Here is a 14,024-nt window from a genome sequence, read left to right on the forward strand (position 1 = left end):
GCTCCTTTATACATGTGCTTGCAGCCATTGCGGTAATGTCATTGCTATCATCGGTTTATACTCGCTTTTTTCAATTACATAATTGTTTATTTCGCTGATTAGTCTTTCACTCATGATTGCAATCATTTCTCTAGTCATGCGCTCATGTTCTGATTGTTTCCGTTTGATATTGCGTAATACTTCCATTTCTTTTTCTGATATGATGACATAAACATTCACATCGTTTTTCTGCCCAAATCGCCAGCATCTTCTTATCGCTTGGTAAAACTGCTCATAACTATCTGACAGCCCACAAAAAATCATTTCATGGCAGTTCTGCCAGTTCATTCCAAAACCGCAAATAGACGGCTTTGAAATAAGACACTTTACATTACCGTTAGAGAATCCGATCATTGCATTCTTCTTGTGTTCAGGCAAATCAGATCCTTTTACCTCTACAGAATTTGATATCGCTTTATGCAATGCTTCGCTTTCGTAATTGTAATCACACCATACTAAGAACTGATCGCTACTTTCGGCTATTTTCTTTGCTAATTGCACACGCTCAGAAACACTCTCTTTTCTTGCTTTTCTACGCTCATCTAAAGTTTCAGCGTACTCAACAAATAAGCTTGATCCATCAGTTTCGGTTTCAACGATGATTTCATTCAGATTAAGTTTTGGCAATTCAAACATGGTTCCGTCAAAACCTATATCACTAGGATTTTTTATCATCATAGCCCATGAAGAAATCCATTTGAAAAAGTTTTTTTCTGCATGTCCTTTTAAACGCCAGCCGATTCTTCCATTCTTGTTTTTACCCATGCTGTCATTGATGAAAAATGTTGACAGCATCTCACTTCTTGGCATAACTCCTAAAAATTCAGCAGTAGTTCCAATTTCCGTATAATCGTTAGGACTAGGTGTAGCGGTACAGCATAATTTAAACGGTGTTTTCTTAAACCTTTCTTGTAAGTCTTTGGTTGTCTTACCTGAATACGATTTAATAATTGAACTTTCATCAAGCACAATACCTGAAAATACGCTTGTATCAAACTTATGTATTTTTTCATAGTTTGTGATATTTACGCCATTCACAATGTCATCATGTGATTCACACAGTTTACAACTAATGCCAAACTTAGCGGCTTCTTTTGCTGTCTGTTCAGCTACTGCTAACGGCGCAAGTATTAACACCGGCTGATGAGTGTGCTTGTTTACGGAATCAGCCCATGAGAGTTGCTGGATAGTCTTTCCAAGTCCTGTATCTTCAAATAACGCCGCTTGTCCTTTGCGTAATGCCCATTTAACGATTGCTTTCTGATAATCAAATAAATGGCAATTTAAATCATCAGCAACAAATCCGCTAGGCGATACATAAAATTCTTTTTTTCTTAGAAATTCTTCGTATGTCATGCATCTAACCCCTCGAACAAATCGAGCTGCACTTCTTTTTCTACTGCCTTTTTGCAGTTTTTAACCGCTTGATCATAATATGATTTTTTAAGTTCGATGCCTACTCCATTTCTGTTCATTAGCAATGACTGATATACTTCACTGCCAATGCCAAGAAACGGTGTAAATACTGTATCTCCTTCAGCAGTCCATAACTCAACGCACCTTTCAATAACATCAAGCTGCAATGGGCAGATATGCTTTTCATCTCTTTCTTCTCTTGCGGAAGTTCGGTTGAGCGTGTTACTCTGCTTAATGCCCATCCACACCGGACTAGCGTATTCTTGCCATTTATCGACTGGGAATGTTTCATTTGTATGTGTTACCCTTTTCTCATTCTCTCCGGGCTTCCTCATCGTAATGATATAGTCGGCGATTCCTTGCCGGCACATTGTGCTGTCTTTCTTGATTTGCTTATGCAGTAGCCCTAGTGCCTTAGTTCTTTGCATTGCGACCACAGGATCTTTCCAAATCGTCACACGGCTGTGATAAATGAAGCCCTCATCTTGGAATAGCTTAATCAAAATACCAGGGAAGTCTTTAAGTCCAATAAATCCATCAGTGCTTTTGGTTGTTGGTAAATCCATGCAGTGAATGCTCACCAATCTACCTGGCTTGATAATTCTGAAAATGCCTGCAACTATGAATTTAAATTGTTCGTAGAATTCTTCTGTATTTCTACAGTTGCCCAAATCTCTAGGGCTATCGCTGTAAGTGTACAAATCTTCAAACGGCGGTGAAAATATCGAATAGTCCATACTGTTTTCCGGTAATACTTGAATAATCTCTGCGCTATCACCGTTATAAAGTGCAAATCGATCCGTAATAAATTTATTCAAAACATTCATGACGTTCTCCTTTCGTAATCTCAAATCATCTGCTTAAATATAGCCATTAAAACTTGCTTGACAATGCTGTTGCCGGCTTGCTTATATAGTTGACTATTACTATTGACCTTAGCAGCCTTATAGAAGTCATCATCACTAAATCCCATCAGTCGCCAGCATTCAAGCGGTGTTAGTTTGCGTACTCTTGCCGTTAGCTCAACAACCTTTGGAATATTTCCACTTCCACCGCCAGCCTTTAGCGCTCTTGTAATTCCGTTTTTATCATAAACTTGTTGTTCAAAGTGCCAGCCATATTCTGATTTTCCTTTTAACGGATTTATTATATTTGCTGGTTCAACTACTGCTTGATTACACGATGTAGTCAATGTTTGTGCTACCCCTTTACCTGCTCTGCCTCTTCTTGTTTTGCTGTTAGGCTGCTCAAGATTGATACTGTCACCTTCATGGGCTTCAGCATAACCTCTTTTAGTTGCTTCAGGGATAATTAATGCCCCCCCTATTAACACCATTGGCTGACGATTACCACCTTGCATGCACCCAAGTGTTGGGCTGATTCCATCTTGATCATATACTCTTCCTTGACTTGGATTATCTCTAGTTGCTGAAGGCATGCAATTTCCTACTTGAATGATATCCCAAGAATGCTTATCAAACGATCCTCTTTCAGATGTTCGCACTGTCTTAGCAATATCGTTAGGAAGCATTATTTTAGGACCTTCACCTTTATTTGTAGTGATAGTATCAGCCACATCTTTTAAATTTACTTTGCCATTCATTCCGCGCCCTGATGGGTTTGTATTACCATTTGATATGAATCGTTCAACCACCTCAGACTTTAGATAATATTTCTCATCGACTTCTAATTCCAACATATCCCTTAATCTTAATTTAAGTGGTACACTCTCGGGGAATGAATAACTGTAATCACCCAAGATTGAAACCATAAAGCAGCGCTTACGTTTTTGCGGTATGCCTTGATCCTTTGCATTAATAATCTTTACATAATTTTGATATCCGCAAGCTTCTAGCACCGCTTGCCATTGTAAGAAGTCTTTTATGTTTTTAGTTCCGATAACCTCAGGCACATTCTCCATCAGCAACACATCAGGCAGGCGTCCATATCTCCAGCATTCTCCAATAATCCGTTCTACCTCCCACAACAAGCCAGATCGTGTGCCACTGCCTTTGCTCATACCTTTTTGCTTGCCAGCCTTGCTTAAGTCCTGACATGGAAAAGAATAAGTCATTATGTATTGATAATCTCGGCATGTCATATCTAAATCACTAGCGTGTATGTCCCTAATGTCAGAAGTTGGAAAATCAGTGCCGTGAATGGCGTTATAGCTTTTGATTGCGTATTTATCAAACTCAATGACACGATGATGCTCAAATGGTACACCTAAATCCCTAAGTGCCATCGCTTGACTTCCAACACCAGCGAACAATTCAATCAATCGCACTTTTTTAGTAAATTTGTATGGCTGGTATAATTGACCGAATATATCAAGCTGGTTCATTTCACAACCTCATACCCTTGTAGCTCTAATTGGTGCCGATATCCTGTCGGATGAGCTGAGTATCTAGCAAGCGGTTCTATTATCTCAACAACATCGCCAGTGCGCTTGTTTTGCCTTGTAGTTACTATCTCATCAGTAAAGCTGCCAAAATGCTTAATGATTATATGTGTGGCTGTTTCTTTACTCATCAGCATATATTTCACGCTCCTCATATTTTTCTGCCGTCATGCCCTTGCGCTGCCATTCACACAAAATCTTGTCGATGTAATTGAAGCTGTACGCATTGTTGATTGATGCCTCTCTCAACGAGTAAACAATCAACTGCTGGTCATACTCCCTAGACCAGTCGCTTAGCCTTTGCAGCTCTATTTGTGTTAGCGGTCTTTTAAATTCATTCTCAAAGAGTTCAAAAAGATCTGGCGGCAGCTCTTGATTATTTATTTGTTTATTTTCTTTTAAAGATAAAGAATTCTTATATTCTTTTAATTCTTTATATTCTTCTTTGTGGTTAACCATTGGTTCTTGCTTGGTTAATGGTTGGTTAACGCTTGGTGAGTCGTTGGTTAATCGCTGGCTTAATTCTTGGTTAATTTGTTGGTTAATTAATTCAGCACCTCCTTGATATTTATCCCAATTTATTATGGTTACAAGCGTTCCTTTGTTGGTTTTTTCGGTGGTTATTTGCTGGCTTAATTTTAACCGCTTTAAGCACCCTCTATACTCTGACTCTGTCATGACCAGCTCGCGACCTGTCGCTGACCTTCCAACCAAACATTGACCTCTTTTGATTAAAATACCGTTGTAATATCCATCGGTATAACGAGCCCTAAGCAGCAAATCAATCCAAACAAGCAACATGTTTCTATCGGTGTAATATTGCCAATGTCTCAATTCATGGTCCAATTTTATATATCCCATATCACTGTACCTCGATCAATTCAACTTCAATTCTTGGGTTTTTGGTATCGGTTTTAACGCAGTCATAAATCTGCTTAACGTATCGTCTGCTATCGTCTTTCAACACTTTCATTTCTACCAAACTATCCATGATAAATTTCTTAGCAGCTGTGACGTTGTCAATGTCTCGCCTGTTGTCTTTTTCATACCATCTGATACACACTATTACTGGCTTATCAATCGGCGTTAAACATGCGTTTCTGATGGCCATATTGACTATCAGCTGCTCACGGTGTTTTACTCTGTTTCCCTTTCTGGGATTGGAGCGGTTGCTCTCGGTATACTCATTCAATCCAGCTAACCGCCCCGGTATCGTAAACATTACCATAAGCTTTCCCTTTCGAGATCAGCCCGCAAGTTATAGTTCTCCTCAATTGCTTTCATACCCTTTGCACGTTTCCTAAGCTGATTGAATGAACGCTTTCCGTAGTCCTCTAACGACTTTTTAATAAGCTCTTTATCTTGGGTAACGATATATCCTTTTGCGTTGCTATGGGCTATGTAAGTGGTCTGCTGATGGTTATAAAAACCTTCATTAAATTTCTCAACATGGACCCTAAATTCTCTGGCGTCATCAGATACCTTTACTCCCTTTTCACGAAGCTCTTTAACAATTTCTGACTTCTTTTTCCATTGCCTTAAATCAATTGGCAATCCTATATCATAGATGCTGTCATACCATTCCATAATTTAAAGCACCTCCCTATAAAATGCAGTCGGCACACCTACTTGTTCCGCATAATCAAGCGTCACATCAATTAAGGCTGCCATTTCTGCTGTATTAAACTTTGACTGCCCATCCCATACTTTAATCATCACTGTATCCTTGCCATTAACTGTGCGATGCTCAATGATTTTGTAGGTGCGGAAGTTGTTTGTGACTATTTCTAACGCTTCTTCAAGAACTTGAAGATAAGTCGATTTAATGTCTGCCATTTCTAGTAATTGGATATACAGATTGTCTTTATCCTTGCGGTGACCATTAATTTTAATATCAATCTCATCAACAAGCTTCCAGAAGTAGGCATTCTGATTTAATGACCTTTTCTCTTTAAACTTTCCTATTTCAAGCTTGTATTTCGTATCCTTTTCAAGTTCATTGCACTGTTGCTTATAATCGTATCCTGATAATGCAAAAGTTATTTCAAGATTACCATCTTCATCGGTTACTTTTCGTTTATAAGTTCCGATAAATTTCATTTCTTATAAAACCTCTTATTATGATCAAATCCAGGATACTTATTATCAAGGTACTCTTTAGCTTGTACCTGTTTTTCGTGGCGTCGGCTAAATGTGCCTTGATCCATTAACTGATGACAGTAAATGCAAGCCGTCACGATGTTCTGCTCAATTCCTAGTCCGCCTTTTGACCGTGGTATGTAATGAGCATTGGGCATGGCCGATGACGAGCCACAGAAGATACATCTGTGGCCGTCTCGCTCCCATACTCGCTCCTTTACTGCCTGACTTATGTCGCAGGCTTTACTTCGCTTGCTTTTCATGATCAATCGCAGCCTTTTTATTGTTGTATAGTATTGCGTACATGTTACACAAATCTACAATTTGCTCGCTTGTAAGCTTTTGTAGATCCATAGTTGTGATACCTGTTCTTGAGTTCTTTTTACACCAAACGACAACACTTGAATCCTGATAATCGACACCAATTTTTTTAAGTTCTTCACGGTACCCCATACACGCCTTGATATTATCTTGTCTATCACGTTCATCATGATTAGTTGTGACTTCCGATACTTTGCTTGCTGACTTTTTTTCTTTGTTTTGAATAATGCCTAAATAAGTAGTAAGAAGTCTATCAGCCTCATCAACTGAAAGCTTATCTAAGTCTTGACTTTTTACTTTTGCTGTTTTGAGTATGTAATTGACAGTCTGCTCATCACCTCTAAAGTCAACTTTTAAATCAGATAACTTGGACCTATATTCACTCCACTTTATCATCTGTTCATTTTGACGTTTTTCTAGTTCTTTGCTTTTATCAATCTCAGGTAAATCCTCACCGGCATAGATATAAAGCCCTAAACCATGTCTTGCCAGCGCTTTAGTCAATGATCTCTGTATTGCCTTGTTAACATCAAACGACGTTACTTTATCTGCTGGTATTGATTTGTTTTTAAAGTCCATAACTGGTAAATATTCGATATGTTCTAAGCCATTTATAGTAACCCCTGTTTTAACCCAGCAAGTCAGGTTGTCTGTGTGATAACACCACCCTGCAGCATTCTCATAAATCGTATATGTTGCATTAGGATAAATTTTTTTAACTTCACCCCAAGCCCATGCCCATGATAAATAAGATAAACCGTTCTTTTCTTCTTTTTTGTCATTAACATTGATAGCATTTAAAACTGCGAAAACGTTACTGTAATCAGTCAGTGTATTAGCTTCAGCACTGATATCCTTTAATGTTTTATCGCTCATTTTCTTTCCTTTCTGCACATTTCGATGCAATCAGGACAAACAATATCAATCGTTTTACCTGTATCTATTTCATACCAATCATCAGTGATAGCTTCACCGCACCAATCACAAGTTGGATAAGTGTCGGTATCGATGAGACTGTCGCGATAATCTTCAACTTCCTTTTCAGCCTTTAATGCTGCTTTCGACATCTCTCTTTGAGTGTCAAAAAAATCACTCACTAGACTTGTTAAGTCCATTTTGTATTTCCTCCATAATCTCAACGATTTGTTGAGCATCTTCTGTCTCGCTCCACAGCTCACGCACACTTGCCACAGTACATCTGTTTAATTCTCTGATGTAATAACTCATCAAATTAAACATAGCGTGTAAGCCTTGTTCTTGGCTGTCATATGAGCAGTATTCTTCCCCACAAGTTATCCCTGCTGGGTTGTTGCAACTATTCCATAACTCGCTGCTACCATAGCCGGTTTCCCACGCAAAGGTAGCAAGAGCGAATGATGCATCTATACCATAATCAGTAGCCATCTCGTAAAATCTTGTACTATTGAGAGGAGTGAGATAACTACTGATTTTATCAAACGGTGTCATATTCACATCAATTCTGCGATTGACACCCGATGCAATTCATTTTTCTTTCAGTTCTACTTCTAGTTGTGAAATTCTGATTTCATAAGCTCGAATATGCTCATTACTATCCGCTAAGTCACTGATTGCTCTCTGTGCAGTCAGTTCAAGCTGATAATTTGTTTCTTGGTAACCAACTATTTCTCTGCGCTGGCTTTGGTTACAAATAAGCAACAGTACATTACATAGCACTAGAACCACAATTAAAATCAGTGCCTTATTGTTTGGCTTGACGTACTTATACATTTCATTCACCTTTACTGCTTTCATCATACGCTAAGGTTTGTTTGACGAACTCTTCAGCTTCTTCCACACTGTCAAACCAATTAACGTAACTGTCACAGTATTGCGATCCTGTGCAACTGTTTTTAGGTTTTTTATCTGCTTCAACTGTATCTACCATATTTGCCGATACTTTGCCATCACCGTAATAGCAGCTGACTACTGCATAATATTTCATATTCCCTCCACTTGCCTTTTTAGGCATAAATGTTATAATTTAGTTGATAATTTATCAGAGTTATCAACCTTGAGATACTAGCTTTGGTTGGCGCAGGTATCTCTTTTTTCTTGCTCTGCCGCTTCAATCGCGGCAAGTTTCCTGATTCGTGCCTCATCAATCATTAAATATTTGATAGCTGATGCAGTTGGCACTCTTAACTCGCTTGGCAGTATCTTGCCTGATTCAATGATTTTCTGCTGTACCTGCTTTTTTAATTGCCCAGCTTTTCTCATGCCACAATCCTTTAAGATAGCGATAGACTTAGTGCCTAATTCTAGCCGCTGCAATTCTCTCAGTTTTTCAGTTGCGCTAGATGGCTTTGTTAATTTTGACATTATGTCACCTCCTTTCTAATCATTTTGAATAGTTAATTAAAGCAAAAAGCAAATATCAAAATAATTGCAATTAAAACTCCAAAAAGTAGAAATAACATTGAAAAGCATAAAATTCCCCAAAACTTTTCATTATCCTTGTCAAATCTTCTTTTTCTATTTGAGTTTTTTGATAGTAAAATATCATTCATACCATAACCTCCTTTCTATTCAGATTTAAATAATTCGTTGACTTGTTTGCTAAATTTCCATTCCATCATGATATAATCATTTAAAGGAGATTTATTTATGGATAACGCAACTTTTAACTTCATTACAATCATACTTTCACTTGCTGCTCTTGCTTTTTCTTTGTTTAATTTTCACAAAGACCAAGTGTTTAAGAAAACATCAACTGAAACAGAGTTATTAAATACGATTTCTAACGCCCTAAATCATTTATCTGAATCAAACAAAAGTATGAGTGTTTTTGAAGATGATGATTCTCCACTAGGAACATCAATTCAAGACGCTTTCCAGTCAGCTTTGATTGGCGTTTTAGAAGCATATAACGATGCCTGCTATAAATTTTCCATTAATGCGGTTCATAAAAAACGCTTTTTAACGATTTACCGAGAAGATATTTTGAATTTGTTTAATGACAAGTCATATGCACATATCATCAACAATGACAAATTTATTTATCTTCATGAGTTCTACAATAAGCATCACTAAACTTGTCACATGTTTTGTAATACGGACAACCGAAAGCGTCAAACTTAGCATACGGCGGTCGCTTTAAAATTCCGCAATTCTTCACATTAGAGCATTTTCTGCCAAAATTTCTCATGGCTTCTTTTCTTTTGCGCATCATTATCAAATTGGCAAGAATTAAAAGTACCGAAAGTGCCAATGCTATAAAATACATAAATTCGATAATCATACATCGCCTCCTCTCTACTCATATTTGAATAACTTAATTTACATTCACACCCAAAGTCTTATAATGTAAGTGAAAGGGGGTGAGACATTGCCAAAAGCAAAAGTTAAGGTTATTTCAGAAACTCCTACAGGATTGAATAACCGTGTTTCAATAAATGGTACGCAATACACCAATAATCAAGCTTATAACAAAGCAGTAAGAGGCGAAGTTCCAGGCTATCATGGTGTAAAAAATTCTGATGGTACTAAATTCATTAGAAGCAATCCTGATGGAAACAAGAATAATAACCTTGACCATTAAACATTAGGCTCGCAATATTGCGGGTCTTTTGTTTCAACAATTACTTCGTATTCGTCTGAGACTATTTGTTTAATATCCTCCCTATCCTTAAATACTTTTACAACAAGTTTTTTATCAAATTTTCTAAAAACAGTAATCTCTGTAATTTCCATTTGAGTCACCTCCTTTCTAATCCTCAGATTTGAATAGCTCATTGACTTCAACACCTAAAGCATTAGTAAAATAAGTAGTGCTAAATTGCTGTTCAGCCTTAAATAAATCGGCAAAGTCAATTTTGTACATGTCATCAAGGTAAGTAATAAGCTGCTGAGCTATCAGGCCTTTTACAAAAATGGTTTGAGTGAAACACCCTCTTACAACTGGGATATTCAATTTAGGGTCATCATCGTCTGCTATCCGCTTTTTAAGCTTTCTTTTGAATTTAGCTATTGCGACTTCTATTTCATTTGATGATAAGTACACCTTTTTCCCGCATTTCTTGCAAACCAGCGTGGTAACATAATCACGCTTAATAAAGGGTGCATTTCCTCCAATTAGTTCGCCTAGTACCTTTCCGTATTCATGTTCACAAAACAATTTTTTAAACATTGGCTACTATCTCCCTGTGATATAATTAAAGATAAGGAGGCTAATCATATGCTAAATAAGACTAGAATCATTACTTTACTGAATCGCTTAAAAGAAAATAACGTCGAATTAACTGTAAAACTTTTAGCGAATGAATTGAACATAACTGAAGATGAAGCATTTAACGAAATTGAATTATTGATTAAAGAGAATTTTGTTAACTCACAACCAACAGGGTACACACCTAGTTCAAATGGCAAGTTAATTGAACTTGGGCATAGTTACTCAATAACTTCAAAATGTGAAGACTACTTGATTTCAAATAGAACCACTCAATTTTTAAAGTGGTATCCAATCGTAGTTTCTACTATCGCTCTCATAGTTTCAATCCTAGTTGCTATTTACAAATAAGAACCCAAATTGATATGCCAAGTGCTAATGTGCTTAGAATACATGACAGGACATAATAGTCTTTATCTTTCAATTCACTTCCTCCTTTCTAATCTTCAGATTTGAATAGCTCATTGACTTTAACGCCCTAGCACTTATAATGTAAGTGAAAGGGGGGTGAAACGATGACTAATGAAGAACGTGCACATGACATTGCTTTAGTCACAGCCAAATTAGCTTTTAAACTTAAAATAGATGAAGCCATAAAAAACGGTGATGCTAGCATCTCGGTAGATTTTTATACTACTTATAAAAACGCTTATGAGATCGCTTTAAAATCAGTAAATGAAGATTTTAAATAGAACACCTGTTGCATGTGGTCACCTGTATTTTTTTACCATCAAGCAATAGTTCAATTTTTATAGGCTTTTTCAAATTGGCAGATTTGGATAAAGCCTTTTTCTTTTTCCTTTTATTCACTTCATTTCCTCCTTTCCACTTTTCACTCTAAGTTTCTTAGAGTCGGTGTCCAAAAAAAAGAATATTAACCGAAATGCCAAATAATTTTGAAAGCATCTTTGCTTGGCGAATGGATGCCTTATCTGGCTCTTTTTCAATTTTGGCATATGTTTGAGGATGAATATTCAAATCATTTGCCACTTGTTCCATCGTCATCCCATTTAATAATCTAGCTTTTTCAAGTGTAATGCTTTCAAGCAAATCTTCCATTTCCATCACCTCCTAATAAAAATATACTCTAAGTTTCTTAGAATGTCAATATTATCTTCTTAGTTTTTTAGAATTTATCACGATTTATATTGATTTTTTTCTAAGTTTCTTATATTATATTCATAGAAGAGGTAATTAACATGACTACATTAAGTGATAATATAAAAAAATTAAGAGAAAATCATAAATTAACTCAAGATGAACTTGGTGATAGATTAGGTATCAGCGGAAAAACTGTTTCATCGTGGGAGAACGGCAGAAGTGAGCCTAAAATGGGAATGGTTGAAAAAATGGCTCATATCTTCGGATGTAAAAAATCTGATATTATTGACGAAGAACAAGGTAGCTTTGACGATCCGGATAAAGCTCTACTATTCATTTTTAAAAACCCCATCATGATGAACTATGGTGGTTATGATATAAATAAAATGAGCGATGAAGAAATCATTGAATTTGCTAACCAAACCGTAGACTATATGAAATATGCAGCACAAAAATATAAGAAATAAACTTCTTACATAGATAGTGTTATATTATATGATATTCTTTTTCCATAAAATGGGAGGGAATTTTATGAAATTCAAAGATATTATTAACACAGTATTAGAACTCGATTGCTTTGATGCTTATTGCTTAGCTGATCGGCTTGGTATTGACTTGGTTTACGACAACGATATGTTACAAAATGAACCAGCTAAATTAATCTGTTTGCCTGAACATACCATGCTCTATCTTAATGAAACATTAGGAACTAAAGAAGAATATCTAATTTACCACGAGATTGGGCACTATGTACTGCATAGTGATCAAGGCATTAATAAACTATTCAACAATCGACGCTTAGAGTATGAGGCTAATATGTTTGCGTGTCTCTGTTTAGTACACGCTGATTTATCTGCTGACTACTATTCCATGTATTTGATTAGTCAGGGTGTTCCACAAAAAATTGCACTCGACTTTCATGAGGCTATTTATCAATACAAGCAAACTGAGTTATTTGGTGATTGCTGGAGAATATTAGAATGTTAGGAATGGTATTTACGTCATAAGACGAGACACATATAAAAAATCACCCACCGGCGGCAACCAGTGAGTGACAGGTACAATAAATAACGTTTGAGACACGTGGTTTTTATTGTACCCAAATTGTACTACACATTTTCAATTTAGACAAGGAGGGTTATTATGATACAGGAATGCAATGTGATTGTGAGAACTAAAAAAAAAGATACTGCGGGAAATATCACCTACAAAGAAAAAGAAGTCAAGAAGTACCGCTTTAAGTGCTATTACACCACAGCAACGGGTGAAAGGAAACAGAAATGCAGCAAGTATTATCCAAGCAGACCTAAAGCAAAGGCAGCTGAAGATAAGTTCTTATTGGAATGTGAGAACCAAGTACATTTTCATGGTGTTAAATTCAGCGATCTTTACAAGATGTTTAAAACTGATTTGGAAAACAATACTGAAGAATCAACAGCAATTACAAAATTAAGTAAAACCGACAAACATATCCGTGATTACTTTAAAGACATGGAAATCGAAAAAATAACCCCATTAACCGTCAGACAGTGGCAGATGTCAATGCTTAATAGCGGATATATCATCCAAAAAGAAGATAAGAAGAAAAACATTCCAGAGCAAAAAAAGAAGTATTCTAAAACTTATTTATTAGAACTTCATACCCTTTTGACTTCAATACTTGAATATGGTATCAAGTATTATGGGTTAGTTAATAATCCGGCCAAGTTACAAGGAAACTTTAAAATGAAACGAGCAGAGAAAATAAATGATTTTGAAAACTTCTATACATTAGAAGAATTTAATAGATTCATCAAATTTGTCGATGACGAATGGAAAGATTTCTTCAATTTTTTGTATTATACTGGCTGCCGTTGCGGCGAGGCAATAGCTATAACATGGAAAGATTATGATGAAAAAAGCATCAATATCAATAAATCGTTAACACGCAAAACTAAAAAAGGATCGTATTTAATTAAATCTACAAAAACTTTATCATCAAGCAGAATTATTGATTTACCGAATAAGCTAATTGACATTCTTAACAAGCGCAAAGAATATGAACAACGCAAAGAAGGATTTACTGATGACTGGTTTATTTTTGGAAGTATGACTCCCATCACAGAGACAACCATGCGAAGAAAAGCTGACAAGGCTATGGCTGCCGCTGGTCTAAAACACATCACTATACATGGGTTCAGGCACTCTCATGCCTCTCTTTTGATTAATGGTAATCTAAATATTAAACTAATATCCGAGCGGTTAGGGCACTCTAGTGTCACTGAAACTTTGGATACATATACGCACATGTTCCCTGAGCAACGAGATGTTTGTGTATCTTATCTAAATGCTTTGAGCAATCAAAAAAAAAGCAACAATTAGCTTTCTATTTTTATACGATTATTTTATTTTTAAGGCATAAATAAGGCATAAATCATATTG

At 36.4% G+C, this 14,024-nt stretch carries 26 protein-coding genes; 7 read left to right on the forward strand and 19 right to left on the reverse strand.

Going from position 1 to position 14,024, the window contains the following annotated elements:
• Positions 1–6: 6 nt before the first annotated feature.
• From DWZ33_RS05750 to DWZ33_RS17935, 15 genes are all read right to left on the reverse strand, one after another.
• Positions 7–1,395, reverse strand: coding sequence for an SNF2-related protein (locus DWZ33_RS05750; protein WP_118454133.1), 1,389 nt, complete (start codon positions 1,393–1,395; stop codon positions 7–9).
• On the reverse strand, positions 1,392–2,282 hold the full coding sequence (locus tag DWZ33_RS05755; protein ID WP_118454134.1) for a DNA-methyltransferase: 891 nt from the start codon (positions 2,280–2,282) through the stop codon (positions 1,392–1,394). Before DWZ33_RS05755 ends, DWZ33_RS05750 begins: the two co-directional genes overlap by 4 nt.
• Before the next feature lie 20 nt (positions 2,283–2,302).
• Positions 2,303–3,799 (reverse strand): DNA (cytosine-5-)-methyltransferase, encoded by a 1,497-nt coding sequence (gene dcm, locus DWZ33_RS05760; protein ID WP_118454135.1) that lies wholly within the window; start codon positions 3,797–3,799, stop codon positions 2,303–2,305.
• Positions 3,796–3,993: a hypothetical protein gene (locus DWZ33_RS05765; protein WP_118454136.1), complete on the reverse strand. Its 198-nt coding sequence runs from the start codon at positions 3,991–3,993 to the stop codon at positions 3,796–3,798. Before DWZ33_RS05765 ends, dcm begins: the two co-directional genes overlap by 4 nt.
• Complete coding sequence (locus DWZ33_RS18250) at positions 3,980–4,717, reverse strand: DnaD domain-containing protein (protein ID WP_244925856.1); 738 nt, start codon at positions 4,715–4,717, stop codon at positions 3,980–3,982. The genes DWZ33_RS05765 and DWZ33_RS18250 overlap by 14 nt, the downstream gene beginning before the upstream one ends.
• Before the next feature lies 1 nt (position 4,718).
• Positions 4,719–5,084 (reverse strand): RusA family crossover junction endodeoxyribonuclease, encoded by a 366-nt coding sequence (locus tag DWZ33_RS05775; RefSeq protein ID WP_118454137.1) that lies wholly within the window; start codon positions 5,082–5,084, stop codon positions 4,719–4,721.
• On the reverse strand, positions 5,078–5,443 hold the full coding sequence (locus DWZ33_RS05780; protein WP_118454138.1) for a hypothetical protein: 366 nt from the start codon (positions 5,441–5,443) through the stop codon (positions 5,078–5,080). The genes DWZ33_RS05775 and DWZ33_RS05780 overlap by 7 nt, the downstream gene beginning before the upstream one ends.
• Before the next feature lie 3 nt (positions 5,444–5,446).
• Positions 5,447–5,956 carry a hypothetical protein gene (locus tag DWZ33_RS05785; RefSeq protein WP_118454139.1) on the reverse strand — a complete coding sequence of 170 codons (510 nt, stop codon included), beginning with the start codon at positions 5,954–5,956 and terminating at the stop codon, positions 5,447–5,449.
• Between the two features lie 282 nt (positions 5,957–6,238).
• A complete protein-coding gene (locus DWZ33_RS05795) occupies positions 6,239–7,192 on the reverse strand; it encodes a Sak single strand annealing protein (protein WP_118454141.1) in 954 nt (317 codons plus the stop codon).
• On the reverse strand, positions 7,189–7,431 hold the full coding sequence (locus DWZ33_RS05800; protein WP_118454142.1) for a hypothetical protein: 243 nt from the start codon (positions 7,429–7,431) through the stop codon (positions 7,189–7,191). Before DWZ33_RS05800 ends, DWZ33_RS05795 begins: the two co-directional genes overlap by 4 nt.
• Positions 7,406–7,783 (reverse strand): glucosaminidase domain-containing protein, encoded by a 378-nt coding sequence (locus tag DWZ33_RS05805; RefSeq protein ID WP_118454143.1) that lies wholly within the window; start codon positions 7,781–7,783, stop codon positions 7,406–7,408. The genes DWZ33_RS05800 and DWZ33_RS05805 overlap by 26 nt, the downstream gene beginning before the upstream one ends.
• A gap of 36 nt (positions 7,784–7,819) precedes the next feature.
• On the reverse strand, positions 7,820–8,065 hold the full coding sequence (locus DWZ33_RS05810) for a hypothetical protein (protein ID WP_118454144.1): 246 nt from the start codon (positions 8,063–8,065) through the stop codon (positions 7,820–7,822).
• 1 nt (position 8,066) lies between these two features.
• Positions 8,067–8,279: a hypothetical protein gene (locus DWZ33_RS05815; RefSeq protein WP_118454145.1), complete on the reverse strand. Its 213-nt coding sequence runs from the start codon at positions 8,277–8,279 to the stop codon at positions 8,067–8,069.
• A gap of 77 nt (positions 8,280–8,356) precedes the next feature.
• A complete protein-coding gene (locus tag DWZ33_RS05820) occupies positions 8,357–8,656 on the reverse strand; it encodes a hypothetical protein (RefSeq protein ID WP_118454146.1) in 300 nt (99 codons plus the stop codon).
• A 32-nt stretch (positions 8,657–8,688) separates the two neighbouring features.
• A complete protein-coding gene (locus DWZ33_RS17935; protein ID WP_182425540.1) occupies positions 8,689–8,844 on the reverse strand; it encodes a hypothetical protein in 156 nt (51 codons plus the stop codon).
• A 97-nt stretch (positions 8,845–8,941) separates the two neighbouring features.
• Here DWZ33_RS17935 and DWZ33_RS05825 point away from each other — a divergent pair, with 97 nt between their 5' ends.
• On the forward strand, positions 8,942–9,367 hold the full coding sequence (locus DWZ33_RS05825; RefSeq protein ID WP_118454147.1) for a hypothetical protein: 426 nt from the start codon (positions 8,942–8,944) through the stop codon (positions 9,365–9,367).
• Here DWZ33_RS05825 and DWZ33_RS17890 read toward each other — a convergent pair.
• A complete protein-coding gene (locus tag DWZ33_RS17890) occupies positions 9,330–9,575 on the reverse strand; it encodes a hypothetical protein (protein ID WP_147352871.1) in 246 nt (81 codons plus the stop codon). The two genes, DWZ33_RS05825 and DWZ33_RS17890, sit on opposite strands and share 38 nt — an antisense overlap.
• Before the next feature lie 87 nt (positions 9,576–9,662).
• On the opposite strand from DWZ33_RS17890, the gene DWZ33_RS05830 reads away from it, so the two are divergent.
• Positions 9,663–9,875, forward strand: coding sequence for a DUF3892 domain-containing protein (locus DWZ33_RS05830; protein ID WP_220452406.1), 213 nt, complete (start codon positions 9,663–9,665; stop codon positions 9,873–9,875).
• Here DWZ33_RS05830 and DWZ33_RS17940 read toward each other — a convergent pair.
• Both DWZ33_RS17940 and DWZ33_RS05835 read right to left on the reverse strand, forming a co-directional pair.
• Positions 9,872–10,027: a hypothetical protein gene (locus DWZ33_RS17940; protein ID WP_182425542.1), complete on the reverse strand. Its 156-nt coding sequence runs from the start codon at positions 10,025–10,027 to the stop codon at positions 9,872–9,874. The genes DWZ33_RS05830 and DWZ33_RS17940 overlap by 4 nt on opposite strands.
• A gap of 16 nt (positions 10,028–10,043) precedes the next feature.
• The gene (locus DWZ33_RS05835) at positions 10,044–10,463 is read right to left on the reverse strand and encodes a hypothetical protein (RefSeq protein WP_118454148.1); all 420 of its coding nucleotides are present in this window, start codon (positions 10,461–10,463) and stop codon (positions 10,044–10,046) included.
• 48 nt (positions 10,464–10,511) lie between these two features.
• Here DWZ33_RS05835 and DWZ33_RS05840 point away from each other — a divergent pair, with 48 nt between their 5' ends.
• Positions 10,512–10,853, forward strand: coding sequence for a hypothetical protein (locus tag DWZ33_RS05840; protein WP_118454149.1), 342 nt, complete (start codon positions 10,512–10,514; stop codon positions 10,851–10,853).
• A 164-nt stretch (positions 10,854–11,017) separates the two neighbouring features.
• Positions 11,018–11,194: a hypothetical protein gene (locus DWZ33_RS17945; protein WP_182425544.1), complete on the forward strand. Its 177-nt coding sequence runs from the start codon at positions 11,018–11,020 to the stop codon at positions 11,192–11,194.
• 154 nt (positions 11,195–11,348) lie between these two features.
• Here DWZ33_RS17945 and DWZ33_RS05845 read toward each other — a convergent pair whose 3' ends face one another.
• Positions 11,349–11,561, reverse strand: coding sequence for a helix-turn-helix transcriptional regulator (locus tag DWZ33_RS05845; RefSeq protein ID WP_182425546.1), 213 nt, complete (start codon positions 11,559–11,561; stop codon positions 11,349–11,351).
• A gap of 140 nt (positions 11,562–11,701) precedes the next feature.
• On the opposite strand from DWZ33_RS05845, the gene DWZ33_RS05850 reads away from it, so the two are divergent.
• From DWZ33_RS05850 to DWZ33_RS05860, 3 genes are all read left to right on the forward strand, one after another.
• Positions 11,702–12,070: a helix-turn-helix transcriptional regulator gene (locus tag DWZ33_RS05850; RefSeq protein ID WP_118454151.1), complete on the forward strand. Its 369-nt coding sequence runs from the start codon at positions 11,702–11,704 to the stop codon at positions 12,068–12,070.
• A 64-nt stretch (positions 12,071–12,134) separates the two neighbouring features.
• Positions 12,135–12,590, forward strand: coding sequence for an ImmA/IrrE family metallo-endopeptidase (locus DWZ33_RS05855; RefSeq protein WP_182425548.1), 456 nt, complete (start codon positions 12,135–12,137; stop codon positions 12,588–12,590).
• Between the two features lie 156 nt (positions 12,591–12,746).
• Positions 12,747–13,964 carry a site-specific integrase gene (locus DWZ33_RS05860; protein ID WP_118454153.1) on the forward strand — a complete coding sequence of 406 codons (1,218 nt, stop codon included), beginning with the start codon at positions 12,747–12,749 and terminating at the stop codon, positions 13,962–13,964.
• Positions 13,965–14,024: the final 60 nt, after the last annotated feature.

Origin of the sequence: Dielma fastidiosa, assembly GCF_003475485.1 — a bacterium.
Lineage (GTDB): Bacteria > Bacillota_I > Bacilli_A > Erysipelotrichales > Erysipelotrichaceae > Dielma > Dielma fastidiosa.

Bases quoted from the DNA above. Each gene is read 5' to 3' on its own strand.
- DWZ33_RS05750 (WP_118454133.1), bottom strand. From the start codon at position 1,395: ATGACATACGAAGAATTTCTAAGAAAAAAAGAATTTTATGTATCGCCT.
- DWZ33_RS05755 (WP_118454134.1), bottom strand. From the start codon at position 2,282: ATGAATGTTTTGAATAAATTTATTACGGATCGATTTGCACTTTATAAC.
- dcm (WP_118454135.1), bottom strand. From the start codon at position 3,799: ATGAACCAGCTTGATATATTCGGTCAATTATACCAGCCATACAAATTT.
- DWZ33_RS05765 (WP_118454136.1), bottom strand. From the start codon at position 3,993: ATGCTGATGAGTAAAGAAACAGCCACACATATAATCATTAAGCATTTT.
- DWZ33_RS18250 (WP_244925856.1), bottom strand. From the start codon at position 4,717: ATGGGATATATAAAATTGGACCATGAATTGAGACATTGGCAATATTAC.
- DWZ33_RS05775 (WP_118454137.1), bottom strand. From the start codon at position 5,084: ATGGTAATGTTTACGATACCGGGGCGGTTAGCTGGATTGAATGAGTAT.
- DWZ33_RS05780 (WP_118454138.1), bottom strand. From the start codon at position 5,443: ATGGAATGGTATGACAGCATCTATGATATAGGATTGCCAATTGATTTA.
- DWZ33_RS05785 (WP_118454139.1), bottom strand. From the start codon at position 5,956: ATGAAATTTATCGGAACTTATAAACGAAAAGTAACCGATGAAGATGGT.
- DWZ33_RS05795 (WP_118454141.1), bottom strand. From the start codon at position 7,192: ATGAGCGATAAAACATTAAAGGATATCAGTGCTGAAGCTAATACACTG.
- DWZ33_RS05800 (WP_118454142.1), bottom strand. From the start codon at position 7,431: ATGGACTTAACAAGTCTAGTGAGTGATTTTTTTGACACTCAAAGAGAG.
- DWZ33_RS05805 (WP_118454143.1), bottom strand. From the start codon at position 7,783: ATGACACCGTTTGATAAAATCAGTAGTTATCTCACTCCTCTCAATAGT.
- DWZ33_RS05810 (WP_118454144.1), bottom strand. From the start codon at position 8,065: ATGTATAAGTACGTCAAGCCAAACAATAAGGCACTGATTTTAATTGTG.
- DWZ33_RS05815 (WP_118454145.1), bottom strand. From the start codon at position 8,279: ATGAAATATTATGCAGTAGTCAGCTGCTATTACGGTGATGGCAAAGTA.
- DWZ33_RS05820 (WP_118454146.1), bottom strand. From the start codon at position 8,656: ATGTCAAAATTAACAAAGCCATCTAGCGCAACTGAAAAACTGAGAGAA.
- DWZ33_RS17935 (WP_182425540.1), bottom strand. From the start codon at position 8,844: ATGAATGATATTTTACTATCAAAAAACTCAAATAGAAAAAGAAGATTT.
- DWZ33_RS05825 (WP_118454147.1), top strand. From the start codon at position 8,942: ATGGATAACGCAACTTTTAACTTCATTACAATCATACTTTCACTTGCT.
- DWZ33_RS17890 (WP_147352871.1), bottom strand. From the start codon at position 9,575: ATGATTATCGAATTTATGTATTTTATAGCATTGGCACTTTCGGTACTT.
- DWZ33_RS17940 (WP_182425542.1), bottom strand. From the start codon at position 10,027: ATGGAAATTACAGAGATTACTGTTTTTAGAAAATTTGATAAAAAACTT.
- DWZ33_RS05835 (WP_118454148.1), bottom strand. From the start codon at position 10,463: ATGTTTAAAAAATTGTTTTGTGAACATGAATACGGAAAGGTACTAGGC.
- DWZ33_RS05840 (WP_118454149.1), top strand. From the start codon at position 10,512: ATGCTAAATAAGACTAGAATCATTACTTTACTGAATCGCTTAAAAGAA.
- DWZ33_RS17945 (WP_182425544.1), top strand. From the start codon at position 11,018: ATGACTAATGAAGAACGTGCACATGACATTGCTTTAGTCACAGCCAAA.
- DWZ33_RS05845 (WP_182425546.1), bottom strand. From the start codon at position 11,561: ATGGAAGATTTGCTTGAAAGCATTACACTTGAAAAAGCTAGATTATTA.
- DWZ33_RS05850 (WP_118454151.1), top strand. From the start codon at position 11,702: ATGACTACATTAAGTGATAATATAAAAAAATTAAGAGAAAATCATAAA.
- DWZ33_RS05855 (WP_182425548.1), top strand. From the start codon at position 12,135: ATGAAATTCAAAGATATTATTAACACAGTATTAGAACTCGATTGCTTT.
- DWZ33_RS05860 (WP_118454153.1), top strand. From the start codon at position 12,747: ATGATACAGGAATGCAATGTGATTGTGAGAACTAAAAAAAAAGATACT.